The sequence below is a fragment of the Cupriavidus ulmosensis genome, assembly GCF_977008105.1.
Genome location: NZ_CDRMWP010000001.1, coordinates 3,501,275 through 3,520,687, shown reverse-complemented (window position 1 = coordinate 3,520,687; position 19,413 = coordinate 3,501,275). Strand labels below are relative to the sequence as shown.

Genomic DNA, 19,413 nt, shown 5'->3' with positions numbered 1-19,413 from the left:
CGCATTCCCGCGCGGCAGCAAGGTACCCCTGCCATCAGCGTGGGGCCGGAAGCCATCATAAGAAACGGGAGACAAATTCATGCCCTCCATCACGCAGGCCGCCGCCATTCCCGCGGCCGCCGATACGTCCGAAGACCGCCTGTACCGCAAGGTCATGCTGCGGATCCTGCCGCTGCTGCTGCTGTGCTACGTGGTGGCCTACCTCGACCGCGTCAACGTCGGCTTCGCCAAGCTGCAGATGCTCGACGACCTCGGCATGAGCGACACCGTCTACGCCATCGGCGCCAGCGTGTTCTTCTGGGGCTATTTCCTCTTCGAGATGCCCAGCAACCTGCTGCTGCACCGCTTCGGCGCGCGCTTCTGGATCGCGCGCATCATGGTCACGTGGGGCATCGTGTCGTCCTCGCTGGCGTTCGTGGTGCCGCTGGCGGAGCTGTTCCACGTGCAGACCACCACCATGTTCTACTCGCTGCGCTTCCTGCTGGGGCTGTGCGAGGCCGGCTTCTTCCCCGGCGTCATCCTGTACATGAACTACTGGTTCCCGGCCAGGCGCCAGAGCGTGGCGATGTCCGGCTTCCTGGTGGCGATCCCGCTGAGCCTCACCGTGGGCGGCGTGATCTCGGGCTGGCTGATGGAGAGCACGCACGGCCTGGCCGGCATGCAGGGCTGGCAGTGGATGCTGCTGCTCGAAGGCATCCCGTCCGTGCTGGTGGCATTCCTGGTGCTGTTCGCGCTCGGCGACGGCATCCGCTCGGCGAAGTGGCTGAGCAACGAGGAAAAGGCCGTGCTCGAGCGCAACCTCGCGCGCGAGAACGGCAACAAGTCGCACCGCGTCGGCGCCGCGCTCAAGAACCCGCGCGTCTGGCTGCTGACCTTCATCCTGCTGACCTTCAACACCGGCTTCTACGGTCTCGCGTTCTGGCTGCCGTCGATCATCCGCGCCTCCGGCGTGACCAACACCTTCCACATCGGCCTGCTCACCGCGATCCCCTACCTGAGCGCCATCGTCGCGATGGTCTGGAACGCCCGCCATTCGCGCAAGACCGGCGAGCGCCGCTTCCACGCCGCGGTGCCCGCGCTGATCGGCGGCGTGGGCCTGATCCTGAGCGCCGCGTTCGCGCGGCACGTGGAACTGTCGATCGTCCTGCTGACCATCTCCACGTGCGGCATTCTCGCGCTGATGCCGATCTACTGGACCTTCCCCGGCCAGATCCTGTCCGGCCCCGCCGCCGCGGCCGGCATCGCGCTGATCAACTCCATCGGCAACCTGTCCGGCTTCACCGGCTCGATGATCACCGGCATGGCCAAGGAACTGACCGGCAACATCAACAACGGCACCTACGCGCTCGGCGCGTGCCTGCTGGTGAGCTGCGTGCTGATCGTGCTGATTCCGCGCAGCCTGCTCAACGGGGAAGGGGAGGCGGCGCGCTGAGCCGCCGCCGCGCGAGGCGGGTCATGCGCTCCACGTCTGCAGCAGCATGGCCGGCACCCGCTCGGCGGGGATCGCCGGGCTGAACAGGAATCCCTGGCCCATGTTGCAGCCGCAGCGCCGCAGGAAGTCGTACTGGCCGGCGTGCTCGATGCCCTCGGCGACGGTTTCCATGCCCAGCTTGCGGCTGAGCGTGACCACCGCCTCGACGATGGCGGCGTTGCCGGTCCGCTCGTCGAGATCCGCCATGAAACTGCGGTCTATCTTGATGACGTGGACGGGGAGCGCCTGGAGGTGGGTCAGCGAGGCGTAGCCGGTGCCGAAATCGTCGAGCGCGATGCGCACGCCCTCGGCGCTGAGCATGCGCAGCGCGCGGCCGACGCCCTCCGCGCTGCGCCCGAGGAAGACCGTCTCCGTCACCTCGACCTCGAAGCGGTCGGCCGGGATGCGCTCGGCCGCCAGCCGGGACAGGAACTGCTCGGCGAAGTCGTCGTGGACGAACTGCGCCGCGGCGGCATTGATGGCGATGCGGCCGAAGCGCAGGCCGGCGTCGAGCCAGCGGTGCATGTCGGCGAGGATGCTGCGGAACATGCGCTCGTGCAGCTCGTCCGCGAGCTCCATGTTCTCGAAGGCGGCGGCGATGCTGGCCGGCGGCAGCATCAGCTCGTCGCCCGCGTGCCAGCGCAGCAGCGCCTCGAAGCCGGTCACGCGGCCGGAGCGCAGATCGACCTTCGGCTGGTAGTACGGGCGGATGCGGTTCTCGTCGACGGCGCGCCGCGCGCACTTGATCATCTCCGTGCGGCAGCGCGCCTTGCGGCGCATGTCGGGATGGAAGAAGGCCAGGTGGCCGCGGTTGCCGGTCTTGGCCGCGTACAGCGCCGTGTCGGCCGCCTTGAGCAGGTCGGCCGCGCCGGTGCCGTGTTCCGGGTGGCAGGCCACGCCGATGCTGGCGCGGCAGTCGAGGATGCGCTGCGCGTAGCTGAGCGGCTGCCGCAGGCGCGTGCCGATGGCGGCGCCCAGGCTGGCGATGTCGGCGCGGGTGGCGAACGGCAGCGCGATGCCGAACTCGTCGCCGCCGAGCCGCGCGATGAAGGCGCGGGCGGGCAGCACCTCGCGCAGGCGGTCCGCCAGCGCGCGCAGCAGGGCGTCGCCGGCGTCGTGGCCGATCTGGTCGTTGGTTTCCTTGAGATCGTCGACGTCCACGATCAGGATGGCGGGGCCGGCATCGGGATCGCTGCCGCTGCGCTTGATCAGGCGCTCCATCTCGTGCTGGAACGCCGCGCGATTGGGCAGCCGGGTCAGGGCGTCGTGGGTTGCCATCCAGCGGATGCGCTCGTCGGCGGTCTGCTCGTCGGTCACGTCGCGGAACGTCACGAGCGCGCGCGCCATCTCGCCGCAGGGGCGGAACGTCTTCCATCCCTTGGTTCGCAGCCAGCGCTCGCGGCCGTCGTCGGCACGGCGGATGCGCAGCTGCGCATCGAACTCCTGCTGCCGGCTGCCGTCGTCGGGCGCGGCCAGCGCGGACTTGAGCAGCTCCCGGTCGTCGGGATGGATGAGCCTGCATGCGGTATCGGCCTGCGGCTGTTCGTGCTTCGCGATGCCGAAGATCGCCTTCAGCTCGTCGGACCAGACCTGGCGGCCGGTGCGCTTGTCGTAGTCCCACACGCCGAGCTCGGCCGCCTGGATGGCCAGGCGGAAGCGCTGCTCGTTCTCGCGCAGCGCGTTCTCGGTTTCCTTGCGGTCGTCGATGTCCTCGAGCGTGCCGTACCAGCGCACGATCTCGCCGGCGCCGTCGCGGCGCGGCTGCGCGCGCGCCCGCACCCAGCGGTAGGCGCCGTCGCGCGTCTCGATGCGGTATTCGATGTCCACCGGGTCGCCGGTGCGCAGCGCGGCCTGCCATGCGGCGACGACGGCGGCGATGTCGTCGGCGTGGAGCGAGTCCGCCCATCCGTTGCCGCGCGTGGCCTCCGCGCTCTGTCCCGTCACCTCGACCCACTTCGGGCTGATTTCCTCGACGAGGCCGTCGGGCGACGCGGTCCAGGGCATGCCGGGATTGAGCTGCACGGTGTAGCGGTGGTGTTCCTCGCTGGCCCGCAATGCCGCTTCCGCCAGCATCCGCTCGTGGATGCATTCGCTGCGGCCGTGCCAGCTCGCGATGCGGCCGGCGTTGTCACGGCGCGCGATCGCGCGCGTGCGGTACCACAGCGCTTCGCCGTCGCCGAGAACCACGCGGCAGCGCACCTCGAACGGGCGCCCGTTCGCCAGGGCCTGCCGGATCGCGCGCCCGATGATGGGATGGTCTTCGCGCGGGACCAGGTCGCGCCAGCGCCGCCCGATCAGCCGTTGGCGCGGCGAGCCGGCCGCTTCGTCGCCGCTTTCGTCATCGCTTTCATTGCCCGCTTCGCTGCCCATCCCGTCGCCCGGGTCCAGCAACAGGCTGAGCGCGCCGCGCCGGTCCGCGGCCCACCGGACCGACGGGTCGAGGGCATCCCAGTCCTGCCGCGCGAAACCGGCAAGCGTGGGTTCGGGCGCGCCGGGCGGGACCAGGCTCTCCCGGCTGTTGCGAAGCGCGGCCGAGCCGGCGCGGGCGGTAGTGTGCTCGCCGGGCCAATCCGGTGGCGGCCCGGCCTTGTGGGCCGGGGAGCAATGCTGGCATGGTTCCATCGTCTGTCGGTACTTTGGTGTTTACCGCTGGTGGTGCGATACATCGTCGCGATGCCGTTTCGGATAGAAGCGGATCGCACGTTACCGGCTGCTTGTGGCAGGCGCGGTGACGGGATGCGGGAAATCGGTTCCGGGCCCGGGCCGGCGCGTTCGCGCGCGGACCTAGGCCGTCATGCTTTGCGCGGGCCACGCGGCCGCCGCCGGCGCCGCCCGCCGCGATGCGCGCTTGTGGGCATACATCGCGGCGTCGGCCGCGGCAAGCAGGTCGGTGACGGAGACGTGCCGCCTGTCGTCGAACTCGATGTGCCCGACGCTGTATTGCAGCCGGTATCCGCGGCACATGGCGCCCTGGTTCTCCACCGCGATGCGGTGCTCGATGCGCCGGGCGATCTTGTCGGACTGCTCGCGGTTCGCGCCGGCTAGCAGCATGACGAACTCGTCGCCGCCGAGGCGGCCGATGATGTCGCCTTCGCGCAGGCTGCCGCGCAGTACGTCCGCGAATTGCGACAGCGCCTGGTCGCCGACCGCGTGGCCGAAGGTGTCGTTGATCTGCTTGAAATTGTCCAGGTCGAAGAAAAACAGCGACGCCGGCTTGCGCAGGCGCCTGCACGTCGTCAGCATGTTCTCGGCAAGCGCCACGAAGCCGAGCCGGTTGGCGAGATCGGTGAGCGGATCGTGCGTGGCCAGCTCCACCGCCAGCAGTTCCTGCTCCGCCATCCGTCCCAGGTCGCGCAGCAGGGAGCGGTCCTCCTCGCCGAAATCGCGCGGCCGGTCGTCGAGCACGCTCAAGGTGCCCAGCTTGCTGCCATTGGAGGCCGACAGCGGGTAGCCGGCATAGAAGCGCACGTGCGGCTTGCCGGTCACGAACGGATTGTCCTTGAAGCGGTCGTCGCGCAGCGTGTCGGGTACGACCAGGATGTCGTTGCCGAGGATCGCGTGGGCGCAGATCGACGAACTGCGCGGCGTTTCCCGGAACGCGATGCCCGAGATGGACTTGTACCACTGCCGCTCGGCGTCGACGAAGCTCACCAGCGCGATCGGCACGTCGAACAGCCGCAGCGCGAGCCGGGTCAGGCGGTCGAACCGCTCGTCGGGCGGCGTGTCGAGGATCCGCAGCGCCCGCAGCGTATTGATGCGGACCTGCTCGGTGTCTGGCGTGGCGGCGGCTGGCATGGTGGCGATGATGTTCTTGTCCTGGCCGCGTCGGCCAGAAAAAACGCAGCCATGTCATGTTGGGACGGGGCTGCGGCAAGGGCATTCGGGCCGCGGCGCGGGTCGCGCGCGGCGTGGCTGGCGGCGGCAGTCGCCGTGGCCAGCAAAGCCGTCCATTATATAAGGGTTTACCCTTTATTCATCGTTGTTGCGCGATTTCCCACCCCGACGAAAGAGGGGTGGCATGCGCGGCAACGCGCTCCGTGCCCGTTTCCGGTGCGCGCAGGCCGGCTCGCCGTTCCCGAAACGCCAAAGCGCAGCCGGCCAGGCTGCGCTTTGGCGCTTGTTGCTTGTTGCCTGTGTCGCCTGTTGCCGGGGCGTGCCGGTCAGCGAGCCAGGCTCGAGCGCAATGTCTCGCTGGCCTGATGCAGCGCCGAGCGCACCGCCGGCACGTCGGCCAGCGCGTTGAGCAGGCCGTAGTCATGGATCATGCCGTTGTAGCGCACCGACACCACCGGCACGCCGGCCTGGTCGAGGTGGCGCGCATAGGCTTCGCCTTCGTCGCGCAGCACGTCGTTCTCGGCGGTCTGGATCAGCGCCGGCGGCAGGCCCTTCAACTGCTCGGGCGAGGCCAGCAGCGGCGAGGCGTAGATTTCCGCGCGCTGCTTCGGGTCGGTGGTGTAGGCGTCCCAGAACCACTTCATCATGCCTTTGCTGAGAAAGAAGCCGTTGGCGTACTGGTCATACGAGGCGTTCTCGAAGCTGGCGTTCGTCACCGGCCAGAACAGGATCTGCGAGCGCAGCTTGGGGCCGTTTTCCAGCTTGGCCTTCAGCGCGACCACGGCCGCGGCATTGCCGCCGACGCTGTTGCCGACCACGGCCAGTTCGTGATCGTCCAGGCCCAGTTCCTTGCGGTGCGTGTCCACGTACTGGGTGGCGGCGTATTCCTGGTTGATCGCGGTCGGGTAGTGCGCTTCCGGCGAACTGGTGTAGTTCACGAAGATCGCCTCCTGCCCGGAATCGACGACGAGGTCGCGGACGAAGCGCTCGTGGTCCTGATAGCTGCCGAGGATCCAGCCGCCGCCGTGGAAGAACATGAAGCCCGGCAGCGCGCCTTTGGCGCCGCGCGGGCGCACGATGGTCAGCTTCAGCGGCTGGCCGTTGTAGCTGATGGTCTTTTCGCTCACGTCGGCCGGCGGCAGCTTGGCGCCTTTCTGCGCGCCGAGCAGCACCTGGCGCGCATCGGCCGGCGCGAGGGTCTCGATCGGCTGGCCACCGCCCTTGGCGAGGGCGTCGAGGAAGCCCTGCACATGGCTTTCGACCAGCGGGCCGCCGGCGTTGCCGGCCAGGGCGGCGGATGCGGCGGCCATCAGCACGGCGGCTGCGGCGATGCGGGTCACGCGGGTTTTCTTGAGGATGTTCATTGTCATTCTCCTGGTGCGGTGAGAGGTGGCTTGCTCGGCGGCCGTCAGGGGCGCGCCGACGTTGCGGTGGACACCGGCACGCTCCGAAGCATTGGGGAGTGCTGGTTGGCAGGTACCACTTTGCCCGCGTTCTTGGTACGATACGTGCCATAAAGTACGGATAAATTGACTTGGAGTACGGATATGGTCGACCGCCTCGAAGCGCTGTTCGCGCGTTTCAGCGTCACCGCGCAGGTGTTCAATACCGGCGCGCTGTGCGGCATCAGCGACCTCACCGCCGAGGACACCGGCCAGCTGCATCTGGTGCGCTGGGGCGAGGTGGAAGTCGTGAACGACGGCAAGGTCGCCGCGCGCGTGCGCGAGCCGAGCCTCTTGCTGTATCCGCGCCCGCTGTCGCACCGCTTCATCACCGAGGAGACGCGCGGCGCGGATTTCGCCTGCGCCAACCTGAAGTTCGAGGGAGGCGTTTCACATCCGATCTGCGCCGCGCTGCCGGCATTCGTGTGCCTGCCGTTGAACCGGATCGAAGGGGCGAAGGACGTGCTGGCGCTGCTGTTCGACGAAGCCTTCGCCGAGCGCTGCGGCCGGCAGGCGCTGCTGGATCGTCTGTTCGAGGTGGTGCTGATCCAGATCCTTCGCCACCTGATGGAGCATGGCCATGCCAGGGCCGGACTGCTCGCGGGCCTGTCGCATCCGCGGCTGCGCCATGCCTTGGTGGCGATGCACGAAAAACCCGCGCAGGAATGGACGCTGGAAGGGCTGGCCGGCGCCGCGGGCATGTCGCGCACGGTGTTCGCCAATACGTTCCATGAAGTCGTCGGCTTGACGCCGGGCCAATACCTGCAGGGCTGGCGCATCAGCCTCGCACAACTGGCCCTGCATCGCGGCCATGCGCTGCGGCTGATTGCCGACGAGGTGGGTTATGGCAGCGAAGCGGCGCTGTCGCGCGCGTTCAAGGCGCAGACGGGAAGCTCGCCGCGCGAGTGGAAGCGGATGCAGTCCGCGTTGACGGGCGCCGGCCAGCCGGCCGGGAAATGAAAAAAGCGAAAAAGCCGCCTCTGCGTGAACAGAGGCGGCTTCCGAATTGGTGCCCGAGGCCGGAATCGAACCGGCACGCCTTGCGGCGGGGGATTTTCTTCCCACTTCGGCTTTCGCCGCCGACCTGCGCGGGGCAGGGCGTTCGTGGTCTGGAGCACGCCTTCACCATAGTCTTGCGACCGTAGGTGCCCGCCGTCTGCTCTCTACACCTTCCCTTGAACCTTTCGGTTCGAGGGCTTGGCTCGGCATTAGCTCGGACCTGAGTCCAGGGCCTTCACCGAGTTTGACGGGCTTCACCTCTGGAGTTTCCCCCGGAGGGCTCAAATTTGGTCTGAGTCCCCTGCGTCTACCAATTTCACCACTCGGGCGGAGTGGGTGCCGGCGGCTCGTGCCGGGAAACCCGGCTGGCCAGCACTGCGCTAAGCCGGCGATTATGCCGTAAATCCGGGTCGCCCACAACCTGAGCGCCGGGCCGCGCCGGCTCCCGGATTCCGCGAAGGAAGACTGTGGCATTTGATACATATCAGATATGTATCGGAGGGTTTTCCCTAGAATGAGGCAATCCCCTACAGGGGGATGCCACCCGTCCCGGGGGCGCATCGCATACCGCGGCGCGCCCCGCGCGGACCCAACGGAACCGATGCCACCAGCCCCCGCCCTGACATCAGCCCGCCTGCCCGCCCCCAGGCCAATCCTGGCTTGCGCCGGGGCGTTGGCGCTCGCCGCCTTGCTGGGCGGCTGCATCTCGATGGCGCCGCCCGACACGCGGCCACCGTTGCCGGTGCGCGCGTCGTGGGAGCCCGACGCCGCCGCGCAGCCGGCCGCCGCCAGTGCCGCCGCGCTGGACTGGCGCGACTATTTCGCCGATCCCACCTTGCGCGAGCTGATCGCGCAGGCGCTCGACAACAACCGCGACCTGCGCGTTGCCGCCGCGCGCGTGGCGCAGGCCTACGCGGCCTACGGCATCCAGCGGGCCGATCTGTTCCCGTCGCTTGCCGGCGTGGCCGGGGACACGCGCCAGCGCGTGCCCGGCGACCTCAACCTCACCGGCCGCCCGGTCATCAGCAGCCAGTACCAGGTCGGCCTGGCGCTGAGCCCGTGGGAACTCGATTTCTGGGGCCGCGTGCGCAACCTCAAGGACGCCGCGCTGGACAGCTATCTCGCCAGCGAGGCCTCGCAGCGCGCGGTCGGGCAAGGGCTGATCACCCAGGTCGCGCAGACCTACCTGGCGCTGCGCGAGCTGGACGAGCGCATCATGCTGGCCCGGCGCACCATCGACAGCCGCGCCGAGTCGCTGCGCATCTTCCGCCGGCGCGAGCAGGTCGGCTCCGCCTCCCGGCTGGAGCTGACCGAAGTCACCACGCTGTGGCAGCAGGCGCGCACGCTGGCCGCGCAGCTCGAGCAGGAGCGCGCCGCGCAGGCGCACGCGCTCGAGTTGCTGGTGGGCCGGCCCGTGGACATGGCGCCCGCCACCGGCCTGATCGACGACGCCGAGCTGATGCGCGAGCTGGCGCCGGGCCTGCCGTCCGCGCTGCTGGAGAACCGGCCCGACATCGTCGCCGCCGAGCACCAGCTGCGCGCGGCCAATGCCAACATCGGCGCGGCGCGCGCGGCCTTCTTTCCGCAGATCACGCTGACCGGCTCGCTCGCCACCGCCAGCGCGGACCTCAGCGGCCTGTTCCGCGGCGGCAGCCTGGCGTGGAATTTCGCGCCGAGCATCACGCTGCCGATCTTCCAGGGCGGCCGCCTGCGCGCCAACCTCGCGCTGACCGAGGCACAGCGCGCCGAGGCCGTGGCGCAGTACGAGCGCACCATCCAGGGCGCCTTCCGCGACGTGGCCGATGCGCTGTCCGCGCGCCGCTGGCTGGCCGAGCAGGTGGACATCCTGCAGGCCACCCAGGCCGCGCAGGCCGAGCGCGCGCGCCTGGCCAAGCTGCGCTACGACCACGGCGCCGCCGCTTTCCTCGAAGTGCTGGACGCCGAGCGCGACCTGCTCGCCGTCGAGCAGCAGGCCGTGCAGTCGCGCCGCGCGCTGCTGGCCAGCCGCGTCAGCCTCTATGCGGCGCTGGGCGGCGGCGGCACCGCCGTCGACGCCGCCCGGTCCGCGCCCGCGCCCGCGCCTCCCCCGCAATGAGCCAAGGTCATTCCCGATGAAATTTCCCGCCAAGAAGCTGGTTCCCGTCCTGATCGCGCTGGCCGCCGCCGCCGGCGGCTGGTACGCCTGGACCTCGCTCCGGGACACCGGCCCAGGCCCCGGCTTCACCAGCGGCAACGGCCGCATCGAGGCCACCGAGGTCGACGTGGCCACCAAGCTGGCCGGCCGCGTGGACGACATCCTGGTCTTCGAGGGCGATTTCGTCAAAGCCGGCCAGCCGCTGGCGCGCATGCAGGTGCAGGTGCTGCAGGCCCAGCGCGACGAAGCGCGCGCGCAGCACCAGCAGGCCATCAACAGCGTGGCCGCGGCCGAGGCGCAGGCCGCCGCGCGCCTGAGCGACAAGGCCACCTCGGAAGCGCTGCTGGCGCAGCGCGAGGCCGAGCTGGACGCGGCCGAGCGCCGGCTGTCGCGCTCGGAGACGCTGTCGAAGGAAGGCGCCTCCTCGATCCAGGAGCTCGACGACGACCGCGCCCGCGCCCGCAGCGCGCGCGCCGCGGTGGCGGCGGCCCGCGCGCAGGTGGCGGCGGCGCAGTCCGCGGTGGAAGCGGCCCGCGCCCAGGTGGTCGGCGCGCGCTCCACGGTGGAAGCCACCCAGGCCACCATCAACCGCATCGAGGCCGACATCACCGACAGCGAACTCAAGGCGCCGCGCGACGGCCGCGTGCAATACCGCGTGGCGCAGCCCGGCGAAGTGCTGGCCGCCGGCGGCAAGGTGCTCAACCTGGTCGACCTGTCCGACGTCTACATGACGCTGTTCCTGCCCGAGGCGCAGGCCGGCAGGCTGGCGATGGGCTCGGAGGCGCGCATCGTGCTGGACGCCGCGCCGCAGTACGTGATCCCGGCCACCATCTCGTTCGTCTCCAGCACCGCGCAGTTCACGCCCAAGACCGTGGAGACCGCCAGCGAGCGCCAGAAGCTGATGTTCCGCGTCAAGGCGCAGATCAGCCGCGAGCTGCTGCAGAAGCATCTCAAGCTGGTCAAGACCGGCCTGCCCGGCGTGGCCTGGGTACGCGTGGACCCGAAGGTGGCCTGGCCGGCCAGCCTCGCGGTCACGGTGCCGGAGTAGGCGATGGCCGACGGGCGCGTTCCCGCCGTCGTGCGCCTGGCCGGCGTCTCGTTGCGCTATGGACGCAAGACCGTGGCGCTCGACCGCGTCGACCTCGACATTCCGGCCGACCGCATGATCGGCCTGATCGGGCCGGACGGCGTGGGCAAGTCGAGCCTGCTGGCGCTGGTGGCCGGCGCGCGCGCCGTGCAGGACGGCACCGTGCACGCGCTCGGCGGCGACATGGCCAGCCGCGCGCACCGCGACGCGGTCTGCCCGCGCATCGCCTACATGCCGCAGGGGCTGGGCAAGAACCTGTATCCCACCTTGTCGGTGGAAGAGAACCTGCAGTTCTTCGCGCGCCTGTTCGGCCATGACGCCGCCGAGCGCCGCCGCCGCATCGACGACCTCACCCGCAGCACCGGCCTGCACGCGTTCCTGGCGCGGCCCGCGGGCAAGCTCTCGGGCGGCATGAAGCAGAAGCTCGGCCTGTGCTGCGCGCTGATCCACGACCCCGACCTGCTGATCCTCGACGAGCCCACCACCGGCGTGGACCCGCTCGCGCGCGCGCAGTTCTGGGACCTGATCGCGCGCATCCGCCGCGAGCGGCCCGGCATGAGCGTGCTGGTGGCCACCGCCTACATGGACGAGGCGCAGCGCTTCGACTGGCTGGTGGCGATGGACGCCGGCAAGGTGCTCGCCACTGGCACGCCGGCGGAGCTGCTCGCGCGCACCGGCGCGGCGGACCTGGAATCCGCCTTCGTCGGCCTGCTGCCGGACGACAAGAAGCGCGGCTACCAGCCGGTGGAGATCGCGCCGCTGCGCATCGGCGACGACACGCCCGTGGCCATCGAGGCCAGGGGCCTGACCATGCGCTTCGGCGATTTCGTCGCGGTGGACCACGTCGACTTCCGCATCCGCCGCGGCGAGATCTTCGGCTTCCTCGGCTCCAACGGCTGCGGCAAGTCCACCACCATGAAGATGCTCACCGGCCTGCTGCCGGCCAGCGAAGGGCAGGCCTGGCTGTTCGGCAACGAGGTGGACCCGCGCGACATCGACACGCGCCGCCGCGTGGGCTACATGTCGCAGGCGTTCTCGCTCTACAGCGAGCTCACCGTGCAGCAGAACCTGGTGCTGCACGCGCGCCTGTTCCACGTGCCCGAGGAGGAGGTGCCCGCGCGCGTGGACGAGATGGTGGCGCGCTTCGCGCTCGGCGACGTGCTCGGCAGCCTGCCGGACAGCCTGCCGCTGGGCATGCGCCAGCGCCTTTCGCTGGCCGTGGCGATGGTGCACAAGCCGGAGCTGCTGATCCTCGACGAGCCGACCTCGGGCGTGGACCCGGTGGCGCGCGACAGCTTCTGGCGCCTGCTGATCGCGCTGTCGCGGCAGGACCACGTCACCATCTTCATCTCCACCCACTTCATGAACGAGGCCGCGCGCTGCGACCGCATCTCGCTCATGCACGCCGGCAAGGTGCTGGTCAGCAACCCGCCCGCGCGCATCGTCAGCGACCGCGGCGCGGCCACGCTGGAAGACGCCTTCATCGACTACCTGGTGGAAGCCGGCGGCGGCGCGCCGGCCGAGGCGCAGGCTGCCGCGCCGGTACTCGATTCGGCGGCCGACTCCGTGACCGCACAGGCCTCGCCCGCCGCGGCGCCGGCCCGGCGCCTCTGGTTCTCGCCGGCCCGCATGATCAGCTACCTGTGGCGCGAAACGCTGGAGCTGCGCCGCGACCCGGTGCGCGCCACGCTGGCGCTGGTGGGCTCGGTGGTGCTGATGTTCGTGATGGGCTACGGCATCAGCATGGATGTGGAAGACCTGCGCTACGCCGTGCTCGACCGCGACCAGACCACGCTGAGCCAGAACTACGCGCTCAACATCGCCGGCTCGCGCTACTTCATCGAGCACGCGCCCATCACCGACTACGACGACCTGGACCGCCGCATGCGCAGCGGCGAGCTGTCGCTGGCCATCGAGATCCCGCCCGGCTTCGCGCGCGACGCGGCGCGCGGCAAGGCGGTGCAGGTGGGCGCGTGGATCGACGGCGCCATGCCCTCGCGCGCGGAGACCGTGCAGGGCTACGTGCAGGGCATGCACCAGAACTGGCTCGAGACGCAGGCGCGCGAGCGGCTCGGCCAGCGCGCCGCGCCGGGTTTCTCGATCGAGACGCGCTACCGCTACAACCCCGACGTCAAGAGCCTGCCCGCGATGGTGCCGGCGGTGGTCCCGCTGCTGCTGCTGATGCTGCCGGCCATGCTCACCGCGCTGTCGGTGGTGCGCGAGAAGGAGCTCGGCTCCATCCTCAACCTGTACGTCACGCCGGTCACGCGCGCCGAGTTCCTGATCGGCAAGCAGTTGCCCTACGTGCTGCTGGCCATGCTCAACTTCCTGCTCATGGCGCTGCTGGCCGTGACCGTGTTCGGCGTGCCGGTCAAGGGCAACTTCCTCGCGCTGCTGGCGGCCGTGCTGATATTCAACGTGGTGGCCACCGGCATCGGGCTGCTGGCCTCGACCTTCACGCGCAGCCAGATCGCGGCGATGTTCTTCGCCATCATCGGCACCATGATCCCCGCGATCCAGTTCGCCGGCATGCTCACGCCGGTGTCCTCGATGGAGGGCAGCGCGCGCCTGATCGGCGAGCTCTATCCCGCCACCTACATGCTCATCATCAGCCGCGGCGTGTTCAACAAGGCGCTGGGCTTCGCCGACCTGCACGCCGCCTTCTGGCCGCTGCTGGTGTCGGTGCCGGTGATCCTCGGCGCCACGATCATGCTGCTCGACAAGCAGGAGAAGTGATGGCGCCGACGCCGAACGCATCCGCCACGGGTACCCGGGCCGCAGCGCTGGCGGCCGGGCCGGCCGGCATGCGCGGGCAGCGGTGGCTGCGCATGCTGGTCAACGTCTACCGGCTCGGCTGCAAGGAGCTGTGGAGCCTGGCGCGCGACCTGACGATGCTGGTGCTGATCGTCTACACTTTCACCGCCTCGGTCTACTCCGCCGCCACCGCGCAGCCCGACACGCTGCACCTGGCGCCGATCGCCATCGTCGACGAGGACCACTCGCCGCTGTCGGCGCGCATCGCCTCGGCGTTCTTCCCGCCGCAGTTCACGCCGCCGCGCATGATCACCTCGTCGGCCGAGGACGCCGGCATGGACGCCGGCGACTACACCTTCGCGCTCAACATCCCGCCCAACTTCCAGCGCGACCTGCTGGGCGGGCGCGCGGCCGTGGTGCAGCTCAACGTGGACGCCACCCGCATGAGCCAGGCGTTCACCGGCAACGGCTACGTGCAGCAGATCGTCTCGGGCGAGGTGCGCGAGTTCCTGCAGCGCTACCGCGACACGGCGGTGCTGCCGGTGGACCTGGCCGTGCGTGTGCGCTTCAACCCCACGCTGACGCAGGCGTGGTTCGGCGCGCTGATGCAGGTGGTCAACAACATCACCATGCTGTCGATCATCCTGACCGGCGCCGCGCTGATCCGCGAGCGCGAGCACGGCACCATCGAGCACCTGCTGGTGATGCCGGTCACGCCCGCGCAGATCATGCTGGCCAAGGTGTGGTCGATGGGGCTGGTGGTGCTGGTCGCGGCGGCGCTGTCGCTGCTGCTGATCGTGCACGGCGCGCTGCACGTGCCGATCGGCGGCTCGGTGGCGCTGTTCCTCGCCGGCGCCGCGCTGCACCTGTTCGCCACCACCGCGATGGGCATCTTCCTCGCCACGCTGGCGCGCAGCATGCCGCAGTTCGGCATGCTGCTGATCCTGGTGCTGCTGCCGCTGCAGATGCTCTCGGGCGGCAACACCCCGCGCGAGAGCATGCCGGTGCTGGTGCAGAACCTGATGCTGGCCGCGCCCACCACGCATTTCGTCGAGCTCAGCCAGGCCATCCTGTTCCGCGGCGCGGGGCCCGGCGTGGTGTGGCCGCAGTTCCTCGCGCTGCTGGCCATCGGCGCCGTGCTGTTCGTGATTTCATTGCGGCGGTTCCGCAGGACCATCAGCCAGATGGCCTGAACCCGGCATCCGCCATATCCGTCGCCTTCACCGCTTTCACCGCATTCGCGCAGGTCCCCGGCGCGTTGCCTTCCAGGAGCCAGACCGCCATGTCATCCAAGGAATACGCCAGCCAGCAACCCGCATCGCGCTATCCCGGCTTCGGCTGGGGCGCGGCCGCCGCCTACGTCACCGATGCCCTGCAGCGCGGCGTGCTGTACGCCGACGTGATGCGCCAGCGCGGCAACCAGTACCAGGCCCACCTGGCCGAGGCCGTGCCCAACGTGCTGGACTTCGCCGCCGAGATCATCATGGATGGCCGCGAGCTGCCGCGCCCTGTCAACTACGGCCTGGTGCGCATCGCCGCGCCCGAGGACGTGCCCACCGTGCCCGGCAAGCGCCCGTTCGTGGTGGTGGACCCGCGCGCGGGGCATGGCCCCGGCATCGGCGGCTTCAAGCGCGACAGCGAGATCGGCGCCGCGCTGCGCACCGGCCACCCGTGCTACTTCATCGGCTTCCTGCCGGACCCGGTGCCGGGCCAGACCGTGGAAGACGTGATGCTGGCCGAAGCCGCCTTCCTGGAGAAGGTGATCGCGCTGCATCCGGGCAGCATCGGCAAGCCGGCCGTGATCGGCAACTGCCAGGCCGGCTGGCAGGTGATGATGACCGCCGCCATGCGCCCGGAACTGTTCGGCCCCATCATCCTGGCCGGCGCGCCGCTGTCGTACTGGGCCGGCTGGCGCGGCAGGAATCCCATGCGCTACTCCGGCGGGCTGCTCGGCGGGAGCTGGCTCACCGCGCTGACCGGCGACCTCGGCAACGGCCGCTTCGACGGCGCCTGGCTGGTGCAGAATTTCGAGAACCTCAACCCGGCCAACACGCTGTGGGGCAAGTCGTACCAGCTCTACGCCAACGTCGACACCGAGGCGCCGCGCTACCTGGGCTTCGAGAAATACTGGGGCGGCCACGTCTTCCTCAACGCGGTGGAGATGCAGTACATCGTCGACAACCTGTTCGTCGGCAACAAGCTTGCCACCGCGGAGCTGATCACCTCGGACGGCACGCGGCTGGACCTGCGCCACATCCGCTCGCCGATCGTGGTGTTCTGCTCCTACGGCGACAACATCACGCCGCCGCCGCAGGCGCTGGGCTGGATCACCGATCTGTACCGCGACGACGGCGACGTGCTCGGCCACGACCAGACCATCGTCTACGCCACGCACGACAGCATCGGCCATCTCGGCATCTTCGTCTCGGGCAGCACCGGGCGCAAGGAACACCGCGAGTTCGTCAGCAACATCGACCTGATCGACGTGCTGCCCGCCGGCCTCTACCAGGCGCAGATCAACGACAAGACCGCCGACACGCCGGGCGGCGGCCTGGTCGACGGCCCGTACATGCTCTCCATCGCGGTGCGCGGCATCGAGGACGTGCGCAAGATCGTGCAGCCCGACGCCGAGAGCGACTGGCGCTTCGCCACTGCCGCGCGCGTGTCCGAGGTCAACCTCGGCCTGTACCGCAGCGTGCTGCAGCCGCTGGTGCGCGCCTGCGTGACGCCGCAGTCGGCATGGTGGACGCAGGCGCTGCAGCCGCTGCGCGTGTCCTACCAGCTGTGGTCGGACCGCAGCCCGCTGGCCAGCGGCATCGCGCAGATGGCCGAACAGGTGCGCGAGCAGCGCGAGCCGGTGCCGGAAGACAACCCGCTGCTGCTGATGCAGAACGTCTGGTCCGACGCCATCGTGGCCGCGCTCGACCAGTGGCGCGACGTGCGCGACGACGCCTGCGAGAAGACCTTCGAAGCCATCTACGGCAACCCGTGGGTGCAGGCGCTGGCCGGCCTGAACCACGCCGACGGCGCGGCCGCGCGGCAGCATCCCGGCACCACGCCGGAACACCGCGCCTTCGTCGCCGCGGAGATGGAAAAGCTGCGCGGCGAGATCGGCAAGGGCGGCCTGCTCGAAGCCGGCGTGCGCGCCATGCTGTACATCCTCCACTCGCAGGGCGAGGCGGACGAGCGCCGCTTCAACCTCGCGCGCTCGCTGCACGCCGCGCACGACGCCCAGCACGGCAAGGCCCGGCCCGGCCTGCACAACGCCGAAGGCCTGGCCGCCTTCAAGCAGATGGTGCGGCGCCAGGCCAGCCTGCTCCGGCTCGCGCCGGAAGCGGCCATCGACGCCGTGCCGGCGATGCTCGCGGGCGCGCCCGCCGCCAGCATCCGCGAGATGACGCACACCATCGAGACCATCTCCACCGCCGTGCCGCTCGAAGCGGACGAGCAGCGCGACCTCGCGCGGCTGCTCGGCATGTTCCGCGCGGCGGCGGACGCCGGCGCGCCGCGCGCGCTCGCCGGGCCGGTCCCGGCCCCGGCCCCGGCCCCGGCCCCCGCCAAGCGCCGCGTGGCGCGGCGGCCCGCGCCGGTGGTCGCGGGGACCAAGGGGCGGCGCACGTAGCGCTGGCTGGTCGCGCGCATCGTGCTCGCGGCCGGCTTTGCTTCCGGCGCGGTTAGCGGTATCTTCCTCGCACGCGGGCTGGCGATGTGGCGCGCGGCGCCGGCCGGCGCCGTCGGCTGAGCCAGCCCCGCATTCCGCATTCACGCTGCCGCCCCGATGCAAGCTGCCACCACCCGCCCCAAGCACTGGCTCCTGCGCGAACTGCGCATCGGCGTGCCGGTGGCGTTGGGCGTCGCGCTGTTCTTCAGCGCGCTGTACCGCGAGCCGTTCGGCATCAACCTGGTCTATTCGGCCTGCATCACCGCCACGGTTCAGGCGCTGATCCAGGCCGGCCGGCACGGCCTGCTGCGCCTCGGCTTCCGGCAGGACGCGCCGGCGCCGGGCGGCCGGCCCTGGCCGGGCTGGCGGCTGATGTTCCCGTGGGTGCTGGTGTCGGGCATCCTGGGCTATTTCGGCGGCAGCGCGCTGGCGGCGTGGCTCACCGGCACCGGCGGCAGCCCCGCCGAGCTGGCGCGCAATCCGCGCGCGCTGATGGTCAGCACGATCGTGGTGGCGGCGCTGTCGCTCGGCATCAGCTATGTGTTCTACACGCGCGGGCGCCTGGCCGCGATGGCCGCGCGCGAGCAGGCCGCCATGCGCAGCGCGGCCGAGAACCAGTTGCGCCTGCTGGAATCCCAGCTCGAGCCGCACATGCTGTTCAACACGCTGGGCAACCTGCGCGTGCTGATCGGCCAGGACCCGCAGCGCGCCCAGCTCATGCTCAACCAGTTGATCGCCTTCCTGCGCGCCACGCTGGAGGCGTCGCGCTCCGGCCCGCATCCGCTGTCGTCGGAGTTCGCGCGCATCGCGGACTATCTCGGCCTGATGCAGGTGCGCATGGGCGCGCGCCTGCGCATCGCGCTGGACCTGCCGCCCGAGCTCGCCGGCCTGCCGGTGCCGCCGCTGCTGCTCCAGCCGCTGGTGGAGAACGCCATCAGGCACGGCCTCGAGCCCAAGCTCGACGGCGGCGAGATCCGCCTCGCCGCGCGCCGGGACGGCAGCGCGCTGGTGCTCACCGTGCGCGACACCGGCATCGGGCTGCGCGTGACGCCGCTCGCGCCGGCGCCGGGCGCATCGTGCTTCGGCACCGCGCAGGTGCGCGAGCGCCTGGTCCAGCTGTACGGCAGCCGCGCCGGCTTCACGCTCGACAATGCCGCCGACGGCGCCGGCGGCACGCTCGCCACCGTGCGCCTGCCGCTTCCCTGAACTCTCCACCGCGTGTCCCATGCAAGCCACCGCCCTCATCGCCGAAGACGAAGCCCTGCTCGCCGCCGACCTGCGGGCCGAACTCGCCCGCCTGTGGCCGGGCCTGCGCATCGTGGCGACCGTGGGCGACGGCGCGGCCGCGCTCGCGCAGGCGCTCGAGCTGCAGCCGGACCTGCTGTTCCTCGACATCCGCATGCCCGGCATGTCCGGGCTGGAAGCCGCGCAGGCGCTGGCCGAGGACTGGCCCGCCGACGGCAAGCCGTTCCCGCTGCTGGTGTTCGTCACCGCCTTCGACAACTACGCGCTGCACGCCTTCGAGCAGGCCGCCGCCGACTACATCCTCAAGCCCGTGCAGCCCGAGCGCCTGGCCAAGGCCTGCATCCGCCTGCAAGCCGCGCTCGCGCAGCGCGCGCAGGCGCCCGCGTTCGACGCCACGCTGGCCCGGCTGCGCGCGCTGCTCGGCGCCGGCGCGCCGCTGCGGCCCGCGCCCGCCGCCGAGCCGCTCAAGCTGATCCAGGCCAGCGCCGGCAGCACCATCACGATGATCCCGGTGGCCGAGGTGATCTACTTCGAAGCCGACGACAAATACGTGCGCGTAGTCACCGCCACCGGCCAGCACTGGATCCGGATGTCGCTGCGCGAACTGCAGGCGCGGCTGGACCCGCAGGTCTTCTGGCAGGTCCACCGCGGCACCATCGTGCGCGCCGACGCCATCGCCACCGCCACGCGCGACGATGCCGGCAGGCTCACGCTGGCGCTGCGCGGGTGCGCGGACAAGGTCGGGGTCAGCCGGCTTTACGCGGAGCTGTTCAGGGGCATGTGAGG

The 19,413-nt window shown here is 70.5% G+C and carries 12 protein-coding genes; 9 read left to right on the top strand and 3 right to left on the bottom strand.

Annotated features, from left to right (window positions below; translation table 11 throughout):
* The first annotated feature begins 79 nt into the window (after positions 1-79).
* On the top strand, positions 80-1,432 hold the full coding sequence (locus tag ACWTPI_RS16170; RefSeq protein ID WP_454732157.1) for an MFS transporter: 1,353 nt from the start codon (positions 80-82) through the stop codon (positions 1,430-1,432).
* 21 nt (positions 1,433-1,453) lie between these two features.
* Here the strand turns inward: ACWTPI_RS16170 and ACWTPI_RS16165 are convergent, their stop codons facing one another.
* The 3 genes from ACWTPI_RS16165 to ACWTPI_RS16155 all read right to left on the bottom strand — a co-directional run bounded on the left by ACWTPI_RS16165 (position 1,454) and on the right by ACWTPI_RS16155 (position 6,669).
* On the bottom strand, positions 1,454-4,093 hold the full coding sequence (locus ACWTPI_RS16165) for a sensor domain-containing protein (protein ID WP_454732156.1): 2,640 nt from the start codon (positions 4,091-4,093) through the stop codon (positions 1,454-1,456).
* A 162-nt stretch (positions 4,094-4,255) separates the two neighbouring features.
* Entirely contained in the window at positions 4,256-5,266 is a 1,011-nt protein-coding gene (locus tag ACWTPI_RS16160; protein WP_454732155.1) for a sensor domain-containing diguanylate cyclase, read from the bottom strand.
* Between the two features lie 365 nt (positions 5,267-5,631).
* A complete protein-coding gene (locus ACWTPI_RS16155) occupies positions 5,632-6,669 on the bottom strand; it encodes an alpha/beta hydrolase (RefSeq protein WP_059413577.1) in 1,038 nt (345 codons plus the stop codon).
* A 183-nt stretch (positions 6,670-6,852) separates the two neighbouring features.
* Here ACWTPI_RS16155 and ACWTPI_RS16150 point away from each other — a divergent pair, with 183 nt between their 5' ends.
* The 8 genes from ACWTPI_RS16150 to ACWTPI_RS16115 all read left to right on the top strand — a co-directional run bounded on the left by ACWTPI_RS16150 (position 6,853) and on the right by ACWTPI_RS16115 (position 19,411).
* Positions 6,853-7,707 carry a cupin domain-containing protein gene (locus ACWTPI_RS16150; RefSeq protein ID WP_454732154.1) on the top strand — a complete coding sequence of 285 codons (855 nt, stop codon included), beginning with the start codon at positions 6,853-6,855 and terminating at the stop codon, positions 7,705-7,707.
* Between the two features lie 640 nt (positions 7,708-8,347).
* Entirely contained in the window at positions 8,348-9,841 is a 1,494-nt protein-coding gene (locus tag ACWTPI_RS16145; RefSeq protein ID WP_052165800.1) for an efflux transporter outer membrane subunit, read from the top strand.
* A gap of 16 nt (positions 9,842-9,857) precedes the next feature.
* Positions 9,858-10,928, top strand: a complete 1,071-nt coding sequence (locus ACWTPI_RS16140) for an HlyD family secretion protein (protein WP_020201673.1) — start codon at positions 9,858-9,860, stop codon at positions 10,926-10,928.
* 3 nt (positions 10,929-10,931) lie between these two features.
* Positions 10,932-13,703 (top strand): ribosome-associated ATPase/putative transporter RbbA, encoded by a 2,772-nt coding sequence (gene rbbA / locus ACWTPI_RS16135; RefSeq protein ID WP_059413580.1) that lies wholly within the window; start codon positions 10,932-10,934, stop codon positions 13,701-13,703.
* Between the two features lie 86 nt (positions 13,704-13,789).
* Entirely contained in the window at positions 13,790-14,914 is a 1,125-nt protein-coding gene (locus ACWTPI_RS16130; RefSeq protein WP_029043316.1) for an ABC transporter permease, read from the top strand.
* Positions 14,915-15,003: 89 nt separating this feature from the next.
* Positions 15,004-17,343 (top strand): DUF3141 domain-containing protein, encoded by a 2,340-nt coding sequence (locus ACWTPI_RS16125; RefSeq protein ID WP_454732153.1) that lies wholly within the window; start codon positions 15,004-15,006, stop codon positions 17,341-17,343.
* Between the two features lie 156 nt (positions 17,344-17,499).
* Positions 17,500-18,588 (top strand): sensor histidine kinase, encoded by a 1,089-nt coding sequence (locus ACWTPI_RS16120; RefSeq protein ID WP_454732152.1) that lies wholly within the window; start codon positions 17,500-17,502, stop codon positions 18,586-18,588.
* A 19-nt stretch (positions 18,589-18,607) separates the two neighbouring features.
* Complete coding sequence (locus ACWTPI_RS16115; RefSeq protein WP_454732151.1) at positions 18,608-19,411, top strand: LytR/AlgR family response regulator transcription factor; 804 nt, start codon at positions 18,608-18,610, stop codon at positions 19,409-19,411.
* The last annotated feature ends 2 nt before the right edge of the window (positions 19,412-19,413 follow it).